The sequence below is a fragment of the Stackebrandtia soli genome, from assembly GCF_965137155.1.
In the GTDB taxonomy this organism is placed as follows: Bacteria; Actinomycetota; Actinomycetes; order Mycobacteriales; family Micromonosporaceae; genus Stackebrandtia; species Stackebrandtia soli.
On the sequence record NZ_CBCRZX010000028.1, the window covers coordinates 22,301 to 38,278 of the forward strand.

At 67.3% G+C, this 15,978-nt stretch carries 17 protein-coding genes; 6 read left to right on the plus strand and 11 right to left on the minus strand.

The window, feature by feature from the left end; genetic code table 11:
• Positions 1–125: 125 nt before the first annotated feature.
• From ACM9NP_RS16140 to ACM9NP_RS16155, 4 genes are all read left to right on the plus strand, one after another.
• Positions 126–1,271 carry an acyl-CoA dehydrogenase family protein gene (locus ACM9NP_RS16140; RefSeq protein WP_415647528.1) on the plus strand — a complete coding sequence of 382 codons (1,146 nt, stop codon included), beginning with the start codon at positions 126–128 and terminating at the stop codon, positions 1,269–1,271.
• Between the two features lie 114 nt (positions 1,272–1,385).
• Positions 1,386–1,967 carry a TetR/AcrR family transcriptional regulator gene (locus ACM9NP_RS16145; RefSeq protein ID WP_415647529.1) on the plus strand — a complete coding sequence of 194 codons (582 nt, stop codon included), beginning with the start codon at positions 1,386–1,388 and terminating at the stop codon, positions 1,965–1,967.
• Positions 1,964–3,568, plus strand: coding sequence for a carboxylesterase/lipase family protein (locus ACM9NP_RS16150; RefSeq protein WP_415647530.1), 1,605 nt, complete (start codon positions 1,964–1,966; stop codon positions 3,566–3,568). Before ACM9NP_RS16145 ends, ACM9NP_RS16150 begins: the two co-directional genes overlap by 4 nt.
• A gap of 91 nt (positions 3,569–3,659) precedes the next feature.
• A complete protein-coding gene (locus ACM9NP_RS16155) occupies positions 3,660–4,097 on the plus strand; it encodes an Lrp/AsnC family transcriptional regulator (RefSeq protein WP_415647531.1) in 438 nt (145 codons plus the stop codon).
• A 61-nt stretch (positions 4,098–4,158) separates the two neighbouring features.
• On the opposite strand, the gene ACM9NP_RS16160 is transcribed toward ACM9NP_RS16155, so the two are convergent.
• Both ACM9NP_RS16160 and ACM9NP_RS16165 read right to left on the minus strand, forming a co-directional pair.
• The gene (locus ACM9NP_RS16160) at positions 4,159–5,334 is read right to left on the minus strand and encodes a pyroglutamyl peptidase (protein ID WP_415647532.1); all 1,176 of its coding nucleotides are present in this window, start codon (positions 5,332–5,334) and stop codon (positions 4,159–4,161) included.
• Positions 5,335–5,652: 318 nt separating this feature from the next.
• Complete coding sequence (locus ACM9NP_RS16165) at positions 5,653–6,015, minus strand: nuclear transport factor 2 family protein (protein WP_415647533.1); 363 nt, start codon at positions 6,013–6,015, stop codon at positions 5,653–5,655.
• A 127-nt stretch (positions 6,016–6,142) separates the two neighbouring features.
• Between ACM9NP_RS16165 and ACM9NP_RS16170 the strand changes: the two genes are divergently transcribed.
• Complete coding sequence (locus ACM9NP_RS16170; protein WP_415647534.1) at positions 6,143–6,934, plus strand: helix-turn-helix domain-containing protein; 792 nt, start codon at positions 6,143–6,145, stop codon at positions 6,932–6,934.
• Positions 6,935–7,036: 102 nt separating this feature from the next.
• Here ACM9NP_RS16170 and ACM9NP_RS16175 read toward each other — a convergent pair whose 3' ends face one another.
• Genes ACM9NP_RS16175 through ACM9NP_RS16185 form a run of 3 tightly spaced genes read right to left on the minus strand, consistent with a single transcriptional unit; the run spans position 7,037 to position 9,824 of the window.
• Positions 7,037–7,627 carry a GNAT family N-acetyltransferase gene (locus tag ACM9NP_RS16175; RefSeq protein ID WP_415647535.1) on the minus strand — a complete coding sequence of 197 codons (591 nt, stop codon included), beginning with the start codon at positions 7,625–7,627 and terminating at the stop codon, positions 7,037–7,039.
• Positions 7,624–9,150, minus strand: coding sequence for an APC family permease (locus tag ACM9NP_RS16180; protein ID WP_415647536.1), 1,527 nt, complete (start codon positions 9,148–9,150; stop codon positions 7,624–7,626). Before ACM9NP_RS16180 ends, ACM9NP_RS16175 begins: the two co-directional genes overlap by 4 nt.
• A gap of 47 nt (positions 9,151–9,197) precedes the next feature.
• Positions 9,198–9,824, minus strand: a complete 627-nt coding sequence (locus ACM9NP_RS16185; protein WP_415647537.1) for a GOLPH3/VPS74 family protein — start codon at positions 9,822–9,824, stop codon at positions 9,198–9,200.
• Positions 9,825–10,139: 315 nt separating this feature from the next.
• On the opposite strand from ACM9NP_RS16185, the gene ACM9NP_RS16190 reads away from it, so the two are divergent.
• Positions 10,140–11,015: a helix-turn-helix domain-containing protein gene (locus ACM9NP_RS16190; RefSeq protein ID WP_415647538.1), complete on the plus strand. Its 876-nt coding sequence runs from the start codon at positions 10,140–10,142 to the stop codon at positions 11,013–11,015.
• On the opposite strand, the gene ACM9NP_RS16195 is transcribed toward ACM9NP_RS16190, so the two are convergent.
• The 6 genes from ACM9NP_RS16195 to ACM9NP_RS16220 all read right to left on the minus strand — a co-directional run bounded on the left by ACM9NP_RS16195 (position 10,992) and on the right by ACM9NP_RS16220 (position 15,943).
• The gene (locus ACM9NP_RS16195; RefSeq protein WP_415647539.1) at positions 10,992–11,531 is read right to left on the minus strand and encodes a PadR family transcriptional regulator; all 540 of its coding nucleotides are present in this window, start codon (positions 11,529–11,531) and stop codon (positions 10,992–10,994) included. The genes ACM9NP_RS16190 and ACM9NP_RS16195 overlap by 24 nt on opposite strands.
• A gap of 133 nt (positions 11,532–11,664) precedes the next feature.
• On the minus strand, positions 11,665–13,212 hold the full coding sequence (locus ACM9NP_RS16200) for a helix-turn-helix domain-containing protein (RefSeq protein WP_415647540.1): 1,548 nt from the start codon (positions 13,210–13,212) through the stop codon (positions 11,665–11,667).
• A 90-nt stretch (positions 13,213–13,302) separates the two neighbouring features.
• Positions 13,303–13,854, minus strand: coding sequence for a GNAT family N-acetyltransferase (locus ACM9NP_RS16205; protein WP_415647541.1), 552 nt, complete (start codon positions 13,852–13,854; stop codon positions 13,303–13,305).
• Complete coding sequence (locus tag ACM9NP_RS16210) at positions 13,847–14,950, minus strand: winged helix DNA-binding domain-containing protein (protein WP_415647542.1); 1,104 nt, start codon at positions 14,948–14,950, stop codon at positions 13,847–13,849. Before ACM9NP_RS16210 ends, ACM9NP_RS16205 begins: the two co-directional genes overlap by 8 nt.
• Position 14,951: 1 nt before the next feature.
• A complete protein-coding gene (locus ACM9NP_RS16215; RefSeq protein WP_415647543.1) occupies positions 14,952–15,254 on the minus strand; it encodes a thiamine-binding protein in 303 nt (100 codons plus the stop codon).
• Positions 15,251–15,943 (minus strand): DNA methyltransferase, encoded by a 693-nt coding sequence (locus ACM9NP_RS16220; protein ID WP_415647544.1) that lies wholly within the window; start codon positions 15,941–15,943, stop codon positions 15,251–15,253. The genes ACM9NP_RS16215 and ACM9NP_RS16220 overlap by 4 nt, the downstream gene beginning before the upstream one ends.
• Between the last annotated feature and the right edge of the window lie 35 nt (positions 15,944–15,978).

The window sequence follows — 15,978 nt, forward strand, 5'->3', positions numbered from 1 at the left end:
TGCCATACGCTCGACCTGAATTAACGTTAAGCTGCCTGCCGTGATGGCCGTTACGTCGTTCGCGTCGCGATGTCGTGTCGGCCGTCGAACCCTTCCACCGTTTCAACGACACAGTAGGTACACCGATGACCGTGCAACGCGTTCTTCCCACCGACGAAGCCAAGGCCATTGTGGAACTAACGGCCGAGATCGCCGACGGCGAACTCGCCCCCAAGGTCGACGAGTACGAGGCGCGCAGCGAGTTTCCTCGTGAAGTGCTGCGCGTCCTCGGTCGGTCCGGCCTCCTGGGCCTGCCCTACCCCGAGGAACTCGGCGGTTCGGGCCAACCCTACGAGGTGTACCTGCAGGTGTTGGAGGAGCTCGCGGCGCGGTGGGTCGTCGTCGCGGAGGCGGTCAGCGTGCACACGCTGTCCTGCTTCGCGCTGGCCACTCGAGGCGATGAGGCGCAGCAACGGAAGTGGCTGCCCGACATGCTCGGCGGCGAGCTGCTCGGCGGGTACTGCCTGACCGAGCCCGCGGGCGGCTCGGACGCGGCGGCGATGACGACCTCGGCCGTCGCCGACGGCGACACCTACCGCGTCAACGGGACGAAGGCGTTCATCACGCACGCCGGTGTCGCGGACTTCTACACGCTGTTCGCCCGCACCGGCGGCCCCGGCCCGTCCGGCATCTCGAGCTTCCACGTCAACGCGGCCACGCCCGGCATCGTGCCGCAGAGACTCGAGAACAAGATGGGCCTGAACTCGTCGCCCACCGCCCAGATCGTGTTCGACGACGTCCGCGTCGAGTCGGATCGGCGCGTCGGTGACGAGGGCATCGGCTTCCGCATCGCGATGGCCGCGCTCGACGCCGGGCGTCTCGGCATCGCCGCGTGCGCCGTCGGTCTCGCGCAGGCCGCCCTCGACTACGCGGTGGGCTACGCGAAGGAGCGCGAGCAGTTCGGCACTCGCATCATCGACTTCCAGGGCGTCGGCTTCATGTTGGCGGACATGGCGACCCAGATCAGCGCCGCCCGCGCGTTGACGTTGCACGCGGCCCGGCTGAAGGACTCCGGCCGACCCTTCAGCGTCGAGGCGGCGCAGGCGAAGCTCTTCGCGACCGACATGTGCATGAAGGTCACGACGGACGCCGTGCAGGTCCTCGGCGGGTACGGCTACGTGTCGGACCACCCGGTCGAGCGGTACTTCCGGGAGGCGAAGGTGCTGCAGATCGTGGAGGGGACGAACCAGATCCAGCGTCTCGTCATCGCCCGCACACTCGGTCGTTCCTGACGTCTTACGAGCATCGACGCCGGGGCGCCGGACTGAGCGGATACTCAGTCCGGCGCCCCGGTCGTGTTCCGGGTCTCCGTCACCGTATCTGCTCAGCCAAGCTATATTTTGCTCATGCAAGCAAAATCGACCGGACGCACCGTCACCGAGACGGCTCGCCGCGCGCAGATCATCGACGCCGCGATCCGGGTGATCGCCGACGTCGGACTCGCGCGCGCCACCTTCACCCGGATCGCCCGGTCCGCCGGCCTGTCCAGCACCGGCCTCATCTCGTACCACTTCGCCGATCGCGCCGAACTCCTCGACGCCACCGTCGAACGCGTGCTCGCCGACTTCTCGGCCTTCGTGCTCGCCCGGCCCGACGATGGCAGCGCTCGGGGCGCGCTCATCGCGTTCTGTGAATCCAATGTCGACTTCATGGGCGCGCACCCCGATCACATGTCGGTGTTGATGCAGGTTCGCGCCGATCTCGCCGGGGACGCCGACCTGCGCCGCCGTGACACTCGCGAACTGGCGGAATTGTTGCGGCGCGGGCGATCCGAGGGTGTCTTCGGCGAAATCGATCCCATGCTCACCGCCGGATTCATTCTGTCCATGAGGGATGGACTCATCCGCGACATCGGCCAGTCAGCCGATGTCCCCGCGTGTCGACGCGCCTATGTGGCCGCGACACTATCAATTGTGGAGGGAAAGTGACCAGGAAGCTTCCGCGACGATTGACGGCGCTGACCGTCGGTCTCCTCGCCGTCGGCGCCACCGCTCACGCGTCCGCGAACACCTCACCCGCGCACGACCCGGCGGTCGTCACCGTCGACTCCGGCGCCATCAAGGGCCGGGTTCACGACGACCACCGGGTGTTCTGGGGCGTGCCGTACGCCGCGCCACCGGTGGGGGAGCGCCGGTGGCTTCCGCCGTCCCCCGCCGAGGCGTGGAGCGGTGTCCGCGACGCGACCCGGCCGGGTTCGGCCTGCCCGCAACTGGCGTCCCCGTACGGGGGAGAGGCCAGTCTCGACGAGGACTGCCTGTTCCTCAATGTCACGACCCCGCCCGACGCTCGACCCGGTGACGACCTCCCGGTGATGGTATGGCTGCACGGCAACGGTTCCATCGGATCGGGGGACGTGTTCGACGCGTCGCGGATCGCCGCGGAGGGCGACATCGTGGTCGTCACCGTCAACTACCGGCTCGGAGTGTTCGGCGCCTTCGGGCACCCCGACCTGGCCGATTCGGGGACGATCGGGCTCCAGGATCAGCGGGCCGCGTTCTCCTGGGTGCGGCGCAACGCCACCGCTTTCGGTGGCGACGCGGGCAACGTGACCGCGTTCGGGGTCTCCTTCGGGGCCACGTCTGTCAGCGGCCACCTCATGTCGCCGCTGTCGCAGGGGCTGTTCGACAAGGTCATAATGCACAGTGGATTTGCCACTATGGACGCGCCCGCGAACGCGCTGTTCCCGGGCCTCGGGCGACTCGACTACTACGGCTGGCGGACGGACGCCGAGGTACGGGAGCTCGGCGCCACCGTCGCGGCCGAGCTGGGTTGTGCGGGTGACGACGCGCTCGAGTGCCTGCGCGCCAAGTCGGTTCGGGAGCTGCTCGACCATCCCGACATCATGAACCTGTTCCAGTCCTACGCCTACGGCAACGAACAGTTGCCGATGGAACCGCGACGAGCCGTCCAGGACGGTCACATCGCGGCGATGCCGACGATGGTCGGAACTACATTGGACGAACATCGCACGTTCGTCGCGATTCGGGAACTCATGTTCGACATCCTGACGGAGGGTGACTACGACCAGATCCTCGCCGATGCGTTCGGTGACGACGCGGCCGCCGTCGCAGCCGAGTATCCGCTCTCCGACTTCGACAATCCGAGCCTGGCCGTGGCGCAGGTCTTCACCGATCGCATGTGGGCGGCGCCGGCGCACCGCCTCAACGGGCAACTCGCCTCACGGGCGCCGGTCTTCGTCTTCGAGTTCGCCGACACCAACCCGCCCGAGGAGTTCCCGTTCCCGCCGCATCTGCCGTCGGGCGCCTACCACAACGCCGACATCAGTTACCTGTTCCGGGATCCCGACTTCGAGGCGCGACTGGACGAACGGCAGGCACGACTGTCTCGCGACATGATCAAGTACTGGACCTCCTTCGCGCGACACGGCGCGCCGCTGGTGTCCGACCTGCCGGAATGGCCCCCGTTCGCCGACGACGGCCACGTGCAGTCGCTCGACCCGAACGGCATCGCCCCGACCGACTACGTCGCGGCCCACCGCCTGGCATTCTGGCGGTCCATCGGCTTTTGAGCGGGCTTCGTGGGTCGTGGGACTTCCCGACGGGAGTCCCACGACCTCGCGACCGGCGTCGACGGGCCCGGATCGGGTAGATTGGCTGACTGTGGAGGACCTCGATCTAGCCATCGTGCGGGCCCTGACCCAGGACGGCCGCATCTCGTTCACGGATCTGGCTGCCCAAGTAGGACTGTCCACATCGGCCGTACATCAGCGAGTCAAACGGCTGGAGGAACGCGGCGTCATCACCGGCTACACGGCCACGATCGACTATGACGCCCTCGGCATCAGTCTCGCGGCCTTCATCGCGATCCGCCCGATAGACCCGGCCGCCCCCGACGACGCCCCCGCTCGCCTCGCCGTCCTGCGCGAGATCGAGTCCTGTCACTCGGTCGCGGGAGAGGACTACTACCTGCTGAAGGTTCGAGTGTCCGGCCCGACCGAGCTCGAGGAACTCCTCGCGAAGATCCGCGGCCTCGCAGGGGTCGCGCACCGCACGACCATCGTGCTGTCGACACCGTACGAGGGCCGAGCGCCGCTCTGAGCGGTCTCGAACGTCCTGGCCGACAAACCGCCCGCAGAGCGCGCGGCCAAGGCGATCGTGCTCAGCCGCCGAGCGCCGCGGCGATCACCAGCTCACGTGCCTGCGCCACGACGCCCGCGCGTTCGTCGTCGAAATCGGGATCGGTCAACTCGCCGTCGTCGAGTTGCGGAGCCGGGCGGGGAACGTGCAGATGGCCCGTCCTGGGCGGACGATCCGACGCGTCCCGCAGCAGCGCGACCCGGTAGGCGATCTCATTGGACAGGAAACCGCCCCCGCTGCCACGCACGGCGCGCGAGCCCGGCGTCGGGCCGTCTGGGGAGACGGTGGGGCTCTTCGCGCCGTCGACGACCTCGACGACCGAACGGTTCGGCAGGACGGCGGAGGCGCCCGTGGCGGCGAGCATGCGCTCCACCGGAAGCGTGGTGGCGAGGAACTCCGGCCCCGCGGCCATTCCCGCGCCCGCCTCGGCTGACTCGGGCGCGCTGTCGATGAGCACACCGTCGTTGTCGCGCGTGCCGTCCGGGCTGCGGCGGCGTCCGAAGAAACCCTCCACATCGAATTGTCCAGGTCGGCCCTGGCTGGTCGTCACGACCGCGTCCACCCGATGCGGACCGTCCTCAATATACGGACCGAAGACCTTCTCGGTGATTCCCGCGTCGAAGTCCGCGTAGCGAACCGGCAGGATCACCGACGCGAATCGCACGGTCGTCGAACCCGCCTCGATGACCTGCCCGTCCAGCGCCAAGGCGATCGACCCCGACGGGTTGCTCGCGCGCGGTTCTCCCTCCAGCCGGAACGGATCGAAACCACTGACCAGGATCGTTCGCGCCGTCTGAGGTTCCGAACCGAAACCGACCGAGGTGATCCCGCGTGACGCCCACTCGAAGCGACGTTCCCACCGTGCGCGAGTCTCGTCGTCCGCGCCGAACTTGGGACGCCAATCGCGCAGCTGCGCCAGCATCGCCAACCTCGCCCAATACAGTGGACGATCGTCCCAGCCCACGAGTTCGCGGCGCGGATGGTCTATTGACGCCATTTCCACGCACCGCTGCCACAGTCGCCGCCCGAACGCGTCGATCGCGAGCTCCGCCTCAGGACGTTTCCGGATCGCGGCGAGCGCGGCCGGGAACGACGCCGTCATATCGTCGAGAGCCCCCGCGTCGATGAACCGTTTCGCCAGCCGCCCGCCCCGCTTCGATCGCAGCCTCGTCAGTTCCGCACCTTGACCGTCAGACACCGCCACAGTGTGCCAGTCTCGCCGGGTCGAACGGGAGCCGGACACGACCTCGGTCGGCCGGCGCCGAACCACGCGGTGGGAGTGTGCGGATCGGAACGGGCCCGGGCGTCGAAGGAGTTCGCCTGTGGCCGTGCGGTTGGCGGCCGGATGCCGAGGCACCGTCGCGCGATCGCCCGAGCGACGGGGACGCGCCGCGAGCTCGTCACGGCGGCGGCGCCACCGGATTCGCCACGTCGTCGGGGAACCCTGGTGGGCCGTCGCGCGGTCGTGTCGGCCCGGTCCGGGGACGGGGCCGATGGAACCCGTCCCCGGCCGGTGTCAGGCGCCGGGCACCCGGTCGAGGAAGCCGTGGACGCGGGTGATCCGGCCGCCGTCGACGACGATCACGTCGAAACCGACAACCGGTGGTTCCTCGCCCTCCGGGCCCAGACCCCAGGTGAACCGGGCCTGGTCACCGTGGCCGTCGACGGGGCCGGCGAGCGCGAAGACCCAACCTGGGAACCGCCGGTGGGCTTCGGCGATGAACGCGTCCACCCCGGCGTGGCCGGAGACCGTCGCCATGGGATCGGCGTAGCTCACGTCCTCGGCGAACAGCTCCGCCACGAGTCGTCCGCGCTCGTCGGCGTCGACGGTGTTGAAGGCGTCCAGGTACTTGGCGGCGATGGCGTCGAAGTCGTTCATGTCGTTCCTCCGTCTGTCATGGTCCCGCCGATTCGCGGGGACGTCACCAGCCTGGCGACGTCGGCGGCGTTCGTCGATTACCTCCGAGGTAATCGAGGTCGCTACCTGTGGATTTAGGCTGGGTCGCATGGCACAGCAATCCATCGAACCCGCCACCCGCCACACCCCGGGCGAGTTGATCCGGCATTGGCGCAGGCAACGGCACATGACGCAACTGGACTTGTCGATCCGGTGCCGGATCTCGGCCCGCCATCTGAGCTTCATCGAGACAGGACGGTCGACGCCGACCTCGGCGATGGTCGTCAAGGTGTGCGAGCAGCTGGATGTGCCGCTGCGGCACCGAAACGACATCCTTCTGGCCGCCGGCCACGCCCCTGCCTACGGTCAGTCCTCACTGGAACAACCGTCGATGCGCAGCATCAGTCAGGCGTTGATCCAGATCCTGGACGGGCATCTGCCGTATCCGGCGGTCGTCGTCGATCGACACTGGGACATGGTGGACGCCAACAGCGCGATCGACAGGTTGACCGCGGGGTGCGCCGACGAGCTGTTGGAACCCCCGGTCAATGTGTTGCGGTTGAGCCTGCACCCCAACGGAATGGCTCCCCGCATCCAGAATCTGCCACAGTGGAGGGGCCATGTCCTGTCCCGGCTCGACCACCAGATCCGCGTCACCGGCGACCCCGAGTTGGAGCGGCTGCGGACCGAACTAGGGAGCTACCCGGGCGGGATCGATCACGCGCCAACGCACAGTCTTGTCGTGCCGCTGCGTCTGGAGACCGAACACGGACCGCTGACGTTCTTCAGCACCACGACGGTATTCGGTACCCCCATGGACGTCACGGTCTCCGAACTGGCCATCGAATCGTTCTTCCCCGCCGACACCCGGACCGCGGACGCGTTGCGGCAGCAGCGATAGAGCTCAGGGGCGGAGCCGCGACCCGCTCGTCGAGACGCGGCATTCCGATCCCGGACGGCGTTGTGGGGCAGGTCGTCGACGACCCNCCCCACAATGGAACCCCTACCGCCCTGCGACTCTCCACATCGGGAACAGCGGTGGAGCGTCGCTCGTGGCGTGAATCGGGTCGCCACGGTCCTCGTAGCCGTGCCGGAGGTACAGGTTCCGGCTCCGCTCGTTCGACGCCTCCAGGTACGCGGGCATGCCGTGCTCGTCGGCCATCGCGTGGTGTGGCGCCATCAGCGCCGAGCCGAGGCCGCGTCCCTGCATGCCGGGACGCACCGCCAGGAACTGAAGGTAGTAGTGCGCCTCATCGTGGGGATGGAACTTGTCGAAGCACGCGCCCAACAGATCGAAGAACTCGACGCGCTCACCACAGGCGGCGCCGTTGCGTTCGTCGAAGTCGGGGATGTCGGGCACTCCGGCGCTCGGCAGCCACGCCGCGACCCCGGCGTGGTCGTTCGTCGTGTACATGACGCCGTGCTTCGCCACGTGCTCCGTGAAGAGACCGAAGTGGACCGGCAGGATCTCGCGTCGGCGGTCTTCGTCGGGGACGAGCCACCGGGAGACCTCGAGGTCGAAGAACGCCGCCGCGACGATCCGGCCCATCGCGGCAGCCTCATCGGGCCGCGCCTTGCGAATCAACGGCGTCACTTCTGTCCACCTCCGACGAACACCGGCACGATCTCGTCGGGCTTCTCCACCGGCGCGGTGCGCTCGTCGGCGCCGCGGCCGATCCGGGCGTACACGGTGGGATTCGATGCCTTGATGATGAGCGCCCAGATCACGCCGATGACGATGATGACGGCGTAGGCCAACGGGAACAGCCACGACGCCGGGTCGCCCGGCTCGACTCCCAGGAGCCCGCCGTAAGCGTCGATGGCGAAGTAGACGATCACGAGCAGCGTCATCGACGCCAGCGCCGGCGCGATGAGACGGACCCACACACTGACGCCGTCGGGCCGCGCCGCGAAGTAACAGACGACGGACACGGCGGTTGCCGTGATGAGTAGCAGGATGCCGAAGCCACCGGTCATGCCGAGCCAGAAGAACAGGTGCACCAACGGGTCCCAGCCCATGAACGCGAACGTCAGGATCACGGCGACGCCGATGAACGACTGCAGGACCGACGCGTTACGGGGCGAGCCCGAGCGCAGGCCCGTGCGGGCCAGCGGCCGGGGGAGGACGCCTTCGCGGGCCAGCGAGAACGTGTAGCGGGAGACCGTGTTGTGGTACGACAGCATGGCGGCGAAGACGCTCGTCAGCAGCAGCATGATGCCCAGGTCGGAGATGACGGTGCTGCCGAAGTGGTCCGCGGCCAGGCCGAACATCATCTCGGTCTGCTTCTCCTGCGCGACCGCGACGAGGTTCTCGTCTCCGACCGTCACGGCGATCGCCCACGAGGTGACCGCGTAGAACACGACCATCAGACCGATCGCGAGGTAGGAGGCGATCGGGACGGTGCGCTGCCGGTTCTTGCTCTCTTCGCTGTAGACGGCGGCGGCCTCGAAACCGACGAACGACGTCACGACGGTCACCAGCACCGCTCCGACGCCCGGCAGGAACAGGTTCCCCGGGTCGAATGTGGAGAAACTGATGGCTCCACCGGCCGGGTTGGTCACGAACAGGAAGTCGAAGATGACGACGGCGATGACCTCGAGCGCGACGATGCCCAGGAGCAGGATTCCGTTGATGTCGACGCGCAGCACGCCCAGACACGCGGTGATGCCCCACGCGGCGAGCGCGTAGATCCACCAGTCGAGGGAGATGCCCGCCTTGGCGGTGAGGAACTCCTGCATGGTGAAGCCGAAGATGCCGTAGAGGCCGACTTGGAGCAGGTTGTACGCGCCGAGGGCGACGAGTGACGCGGCGACACCGGCGGGGCGGCCGGCGCCTTGCGCGACGTAGGAGTAGAAGGCGCCGGCGTTGGAGATCCGCCGTGACATCGCCATGTACCCGACGGTGAAGAGCGCCAGGACGGCGGCGATGAGGAGGAACGCCAGCGGGTAGGCGGTGATGCCTGTGGCGGCGCCGGTCGTCGCCCAGCCGACGGTGATGACGCCACCGATGGTCATGAGGGGCGCGGCGGCCGTCATCGCGAACGCGACGACGGTGGGTGCGCCTAGCCGGTCGGCCGCGAGGGCTTCGGCGACCACGGATCGCGGTGATTCGGACACGAGGCGGTGCTCCATTCGAGGGGGTGGGGGGTGGGGGTGAAGCGGGGTCAGACGTTGTTGGCCATCACGATCTGGCCGACGAGGGTCTTCGTCTCGGCGCACAGGGTGCGGTAGTCCCCGGGCAGATGCGCGACGATGTGCTCGAGGTAACGCGATCCGACCTGCTGTGGGTCGTCCCACAGGACATGGCCGTTCATGCCGACCGCGTCGAGCCATCCGATGAGGATCTGGTCGTTGGAGTCGACGGGTTGCGCGCGGGAGAGTCGCTTGGCGAGGCGCGCGGTTGGCCACGCGGCGCGGGTGGCCGCCATAGGGACGAAGCGTCGCTTGGTCTTGCCGAGAATGGACCGGCTGCGTTGTTCTTCGAGGACCCCTCGGCGGATGAGCCGTTTGGCGACGTCGTCTTCGGCGGTACGCGCGAAGAACCTCAGCCAGGTGTCGATCGGGTGCGACTCTCTCATGAGGAAGTCGGTGATCGTGTGTTGCAGCAGGTCGGGGGAGGGCTTGCGATTGCGGACGGCGAATCGTCCGGAATCGATGGCGACGATCCGCGCGTGGATCATCTCGCACATGAGACCGGCGGCGGCGGCAACGCCCGCGATGCGGGGTGGCAGCAGCGACCTGCCGGTGACGTCGTCGTGTGCGACCAGCCAGCATTCATCCGCTAGCTGCACGATGATGCTCCTTAATGGGTACTTCGGGGGGTTGGATGCGGCGATGGTCCGGACACAGTGGCCTGGCGTCGTCGAGCGCTCACATACCCTTGCCGAACGGCGGGTCGTGAGTCCAGATCAGGATGGACGTTCACGGTGAAATGACAGCTCACGCCCACCTAGCTTCGATATCTATATGTGTCAATCAGCCGCGTGTACTGTCTTGTGACCGTTTCGTTGGGTGAGTTGTCCGTCTTTGTCCGGGGCGGACTGTATTTCGAACACACGTCGCGCTACTGTGTGCAACTTCGAGTGTGTGCGTCCGAGGAGGCCGATGTGTTGACGGCGGGACCCGTGGTCGATCCACAATGGTGGACTCAGGAGTCCTTTCGCGGTGTGCCTCTTCGGGAGCATTTGCGCACCAGGGATTTCGGTCCCGTCTTCTCGTTCTTGAAGGCCAGGGGCTGGAGTGTCGCCGCCATCGCGGCCGTCACCCGGGTCCAGGAGGCGCGCATCCGGGAGATCATGGCCGGGCGCCGCAAGGTCACGTCCTATGAGGTCGTCGAGCGGATCGCCACCGGTCTGTCGATCGATCGGGCGTTGTGCGGCATCGGAATGGATCTGTCTCGGACGTGTCGGTGTTCGGACGACCCGGAATCGGACACCATGAGCGAGTTGATGAGACGCGCCGACGACCTGGGGCCGCAGAGCCTCGCGGCGCTCATGGCGCACACCGACCACATTAGAGACCTTGTGGACAGCATCGGGGCTCAGGCGGCGCTCACCGCTCTCGTCGCGCACCTGTCGACACTGACGAGCCTGCGCGCGTTCAGTCTTCAACAGTCGCGCCGTCGCCAATTGGCCAATGTGTACCATGACGCCGCGTGCCTGGCTGCCGGCCTGTACCGCGCGGCCGGTCGGGACGCCCTCGCCTGGCGGCATCACGAGGCCGCCAAGGACGCCGCCAGGGAGGCCGAATGCCCTGCGGCCCTGGCGCACACCCTGCGCCTACAAGCGGCCATGCTCGACCAGGCGGGGCAGCCGGGCAGGGCCGTTCGCCTGTCGGGGCAGGCGGAGGAACTGGCCAGGGGCGGTCGGCTCGCCGACGTCTCGCGTGGGGACGAACCGACGCACTATCACGGGCGTCTCTATCAGAACGTCATCGCGGAGACGGGGCCGACGGAATCATCACCGCCCACTGTGGCGGTCTAGCTCCCCGATCGTCGTGTTCAGCCAGGTGTACTCGGCCGTGTTGGCCGCGTGCGCGATCGTCAACAGTCCCTGGCGGAACGCGTCGGCGAAGTCGTCGACGGCCATCGGCCGCCCGTGCACGTCGAAGAAGAGCGGCGTCGGTTCCGACAGGAACGTCAACCGCCGCCGCAGCACGATCGCCTGCTCCGCCGGATTCTCCAGGTGCCGTAGGAAGGCGAGCAACACGAACCAACGGTTCTCGTCGGTGATGAACGTTTCTCCGGGCTCGCGGAGCAGCTTGCGCAGGTAGTCGATGCCGTCCTGGGTCAGCTGAAGCATGTGACGCGGCGCGGCGATCTTCCCCGGCGCGGAACGGCGGGTCAGGAGCCCGGCCGTCTCCAGCCTTTTGATCGCCGGATACAGGGTGCCGTCGGCGATGGGTTTGACGTGGCCGGTGAGCGCGGCGATTCGGCTCTTCAGGTCGTAACCGTGCAGCGGGTGATCGCGCAGGAAACCGAGAATGGCGAGCTTCAACATACCGACCATTATGACCTATCGCACTGACCGGTACCGCTCCTGGGACATATAACGTCGTCGATGTATTGATCTGGGTTCCATTTCGGGGTGTCCGTCGTGGATGGCCGGACCCTCGATCCGGCCATCCGATCGGTCAACCGCCCGTGACGATCTCGATCTCCGCACCCAACAGGCTCAGGCGCTCGGCGAGCTGTTCGTATCCACGGTGGATGACGTTGACGTTGCGCAAGGTGGAGTTTCCCCGCGCGGCGAGCATGGCGAGCAGGATGACGACCGCCGGACGCAGAGCGGGCGGACAGATCACCTCACCGCCGGTCCACCGCGTCGGTCCGTCCACCTGCACCCGGTGCGGGTCCATCAGGGTCACGTGAGCGCCGAGCTTCTTCAACTCGGTCAGATAGATCGCGCGGTTGTCGTAGACCCAGTCGTGGATCGTCGTCGTGCCGTGCGCGCACGCGGCGATGAGCGCGAAGAACGGCAGATTGTCGATGTTCAGCCCTGGGAACGGCATCGGGTGGATCTTGTCGATCGGCGCGTTCAGTGTGGACGGAAGCACGGTGATGTCGACGAGCCGTGTGTTCCCGTTGGCCGCCAGGTACTCCTCGGTGCGGCGGTAGTCCAGGCCCATCTCCTCCAGGACCGCCAGCTCGATCTCGAGGAACTCGATCGGAACTCGATTGACGGTGATCTCGGAATCCGTGACGATCGCGGCGGTGATCAGGCTCATCGCCTCGATCGGGTCCTCCGAGGGCGCGTAGTCGACGTCCCGATCGATGACGGGTCGACCGTGGACGGTGAGCGTCGTGGTGCCGACGCCGTCGATAGCGACCCCGAGCTTCTGCAGGTAGAAGCACAGGTCCTGGACCATGTAGTTGGAGCTGGCGTTGCGGATGATCGTCACGCCGTCGAAGCGCGCCGCCGCCATGATGGCGTTCTCCGTGACGGTGTCTCCCCGCTCGGTCAGCACGATCGGCTTCGACGGTCCGCGACCCGGATCGACGGTCGCGTGATACTCGCCCGTGGTGGCCTTGACGGACAGTCCGAAGTGGCGCAGCGCGGTCATGTGCGGTTCGACCGTTCGCGTGCCGAGATCACAACCGCCCGCGTACGGCAGGATGAACTCCGGGTGGTCGTGCAGCAGCGGCGCCAGGAACATGATGATGCTGCGTGTACGCCGCGCCGCGTCCTCGTTGATGGCGTCCAACCGCAGCCGCGCGGGCGGCACGATCTCCAGGTCGTTGTCCGGGTTCAGCCAGCGGTACGCGACGCCCATGCTGTGCAGGACCTCGAGAATCCGGTGCACCTCCTCGATGCGTGCGACCCGGCGCAGCGTCGTCGTTCCCTTGTTCAGCAGGGCGGCGCACAGTAGCGCGACTCCGGCGTTCTTCGAGGTTCGGACGTCGATGCTTCCCGACAGCCGCGAACCGCCACGCACCCGCAGGTGCATCGCCGTGGGCTGACCGAGCGAGACGATCTGCTGATCGAGCGCGTCACTGACGCGCGTCAACATCTCGACGGAGATGTTCTGCTGACCGCGTTCGATGCGGTTGACGGCGCTCTGACTCGTCCCCAGGACGTCGGCCAGTTGCGCCTGCGTGAGATTGCGGTGTTTGCGGGCGTCGCGAATCAGGGTACCGATGCGACGCAGATAGTCCTCAGTGCGCGGAAGAGACTCAGCCATTCGCCAAAGATATCTCAGATATGACGTTAGTTCCCGGCATAGTCTGGAGATCGCGCCCGATTAGTCACATTCGTGCGTGTAATATCCGTCTCATGACGTGACTCGGCCCATTCTCTCACGGGGAAGCGCCCGAACCAGGAAAACGCACGGATCCGCGAAACGATGCACCGTGCCCAGGCTGTCGACACACGTGTAGCGATCCAGATAGCCCACCTCGCCGGCATAACCGAGGCGCTCGTACAGGGCCCTCGCTCGGGGATTCACGTCGGCGACGCCAAGGCCGATCGACGCCCTCCCACGCGAGACCGCCCAGCGTTCCGCCTCGCCGATCAACAACGAGCCGACGCCCCTCGACCGCAGCTCGTCGGCGACGACGAGCCCGTTGATCTCCGGACAGTCGGGGTGCGCGCGGCGGACCTCGGCGTCGGCGCAGCCGTCCCACTTGATCAGCGCGTGGCCGATGGGCACGCCGCCGGCCCAGCCGATGAGGTAGGTCGCCGCGCCCTCCGTCTGTAGTCGATACCGCTCCCGGTGGAACGAGTTCACGCTCGGCGAGGGAAAGATCCGATCCAAAGTGTCCAGATCCGACTCCCGGCACGGCCGGGTTCGGATCGCCGGCGGCGCCACGGTCCGCTCAGTCATCGACGATCACGACGTCGCGATCCGCCACGTCCGGCGCCGCGATCCGCAGGATCCGCTCCGCCTCCGCGACGAGCGCGTCCGTCCACTCCCGGTCGATCGAGCGGAACGGGGTCAGGCTGATCGAGGCGGAGGTCTTCGTGATCGTCGGTTTCCAGGAGCCGGCGACGAAGCCGTCGACGAGGAACGTGCCCTCGACGATCCCGTTCTTGGTGAAGATGCGTTTGCTCGAGTCAGCGTCGATGATCCGCTCGCGGGTGGTGTGCAACATGAGGGCGTTGTCGAAGGCGGCGAGCAGCCGAGCGGGCGCGTGGGTGTCGGGGTCGCTGATCGACGCGTCGGCGAGATCGAAGAGTTCGCGGCCGTCGGGGGCGGTGTAGGTGCGCAGCTTCGGGCGCAGCCGGTCGACGGCGGTGGCCAGCCCGGTCACGGCAGACCACTTGCGCATGTCGTGGACGGACGCGGGACCGAATGCCGCCAGATACCGCAGGAGCGTCTCGTCCGGGGTGTCGTCGGTGCCAGGCGGGCGCCCGAACCAGTTCTCGGCGGAGGCGTAGCGCAGCGTTCCGCCCCGTCCCCACACGCCGCGCGGCGGGGTCTGCACCAGCGGCGTGAGGGTGCGCAGCAGGTACGCGAGGGCGTTTCCGTCGTGACCGGGGAACGCCTCCTCCAAGGTCACGCCGATGTCTTTGTTGGACATCGGGCCGTCGATGAGCGCGGCCAGTCCGACCTCGACGACGGCCTTGGGGTCGACACCCGCGGAGCGCTTTCCGTAGGTGCTGTCCCACAGCGTCCGGTCGAGGTGAGGTTGCACGACGGCGCGAAGATTGAGGCAGTCGTCGGCGGTGGCGAGGTGGATCGTTCCCCGCATGAGGACGACTCGGGCGAGTCGTTTGTCGAGGATCGCGGCGGAGATGTCGTCTATGGTCGGTCCGTCTGCCCGGCTCCAGATCCCGTAGTAGGGCGGGTTGCCTTGTTGGGCTTGCAAACCGATCAGGTGCTGGGCGACGTCGACGGCGGTCGCGGAGCGTCGCTCCAGCAGCCACTGTCGATCGAGGAGGGTTCGGTTCAGTTCGCGGACGGTGAGTTGTCTCGGCATGTCAGGCGCCCAGGTGCCGTTCGATGCTGGCGACTTTGGCGGTCATGCCGTCGGTGCGTCCGGGAAAGTAGTCGACCTTGACGACGGCGCTCACTCGGGGCGCGTGTTCGGCGACGGCCGCGATGGCGCGTTCCACGACCGCCATCACCTCGGTGAGGCTGTCGCCCTCCACGATGGTGTACATCGCGTCGGTGTGGTTGGCGAGCCCCGATTCGCGGACGACCCGTACGGCCTCGGCCACGACTCGGCCGACGTGTTCGTCGAGGCCGAGGGGGGTCACGCTGAATGCGACCATCGCGGTCATGAGTGGTCCTTTCGGTTGCGGCTGAACACAAGGCAGTAGTCGACGGAGATCCAGGTCGGTGGTACGTCCCAGTCGATCACGATCTCGCGTTCGATCTGGAGCCTTCGCGACAACGCCTGGCCGAGGTCCCAGGCCAGGGGCGTGAAATGTTCGTCGAGGGTCAGGTTCGCGACGTTGACGACGAGTCGGCCGGTGTCGGTGAGCAGGCGCGCGGCGTTCGTGAGGATGTCGGTCAGTTCGCGCAGGTAGGTCTGGTAGTCGCCGTCGGTGGTCTGGTAGCCGGTGAGCGGGTTCTCAGGGTGGCCGAGTCGGGTCATGTAGGGCGGCGACGTCATGATCAGGTCCGCCGGAGGCAGGTCGAGACGGTCGAGCGCGCGTGCGTCTCCGACGCGGACCGCCGAGGGGTCGCGTAGTTGCGCGGCGCACCAGTCGACGCGTTCGGGGTGGATTTCGAGGCCGACGCCGACCCGGCCGAGCCGTTCCGCCGCGATGAGGGTGGTTCCGGACCCGGTGAACGGGTCGAAGACGGTGGCTCCGGGTTCGGTGTAGGCGAGGATGAACGGTTCGACCAGGGCTTCCGGATAACATTCGCCGTCTTCGAACTCGCCGATGTTGGCCGGGCGGAGCGGTTCTGCGGGTAGCGACAGGATCGGTCCGATCGCGTGAGGTCGGCCTGCTCGGGTGTTCACCTTTCGACACTAATGCGCCGCGGTGGTCGCTCGCA

What these genes read in the sequence shown, in the direction of transcription:
- ACM9NP_RS16200 (WP_415647540.1), bottom strand. Translation starts at nt 13,212, where the DNA reads ATGGCTGAGTCTCTTCCGCGCACTGAGGACTATCTGCGTCGCATCGGT.
- ACM9NP_RS16205 (WP_415647541.1), bottom strand. Translation starts at nt 13,854, where the DNA reads ATGACTGAGCGGACCGTGGCGCCGCCGGCGATCCGAACCCGGCCGTGC.
- ACM9NP_RS16140 (WP_415647528.1), top strand. Translation starts at nt 126, where the DNA reads ATGACCGTGCAACGCGTTCTTCCCACCGACGAAGCCAAGGCCATTGTG.
- ACM9NP_RS16195 (WP_415647539.1), bottom strand. Translation starts at nt 11,531, where the DNA reads ATGTTGAAGCTCGCCATTCTCGGTTTCCTGCGCGATCACCCGCTGCAC.
- ACM9NP_RS16170 (WP_415647534.1), top strand. Translation starts at nt 6,143, where the DNA reads ATGGCACAGCAATCCATCGAACCCGCCACCCGCCACACCCCGGGCGAG.
- ACM9NP_RS16165 (WP_415647533.1), bottom strand. Translation starts at nt 6,015, where the DNA reads ATGAACGACTTCGACGCCATCGCCGCCAAGTACCTGGACGCCTTCAAC.
- ACM9NP_RS16210 (WP_415647542.1), bottom strand. Translation starts at nt 14,950, where the DNA reads ATGCCGAGACAACTCACCGTCCGCGAACTGAACCGAACCCTCCTCGAT.
- ACM9NP_RS16145 (WP_415647529.1), top strand. Translation starts at nt 1,386, where the DNA reads ATGCAAGCAAAATCGACCGGACGCACCGTCACCGAGACGGCTCGCCGC.
- ACM9NP_RS16215 (WP_415647543.1), bottom strand. Translation starts at nt 15,254, where the DNA reads ATGACCGCGATGGTCGCATTCAGCGTGACCCCCCTCGGCCTCGACGAA.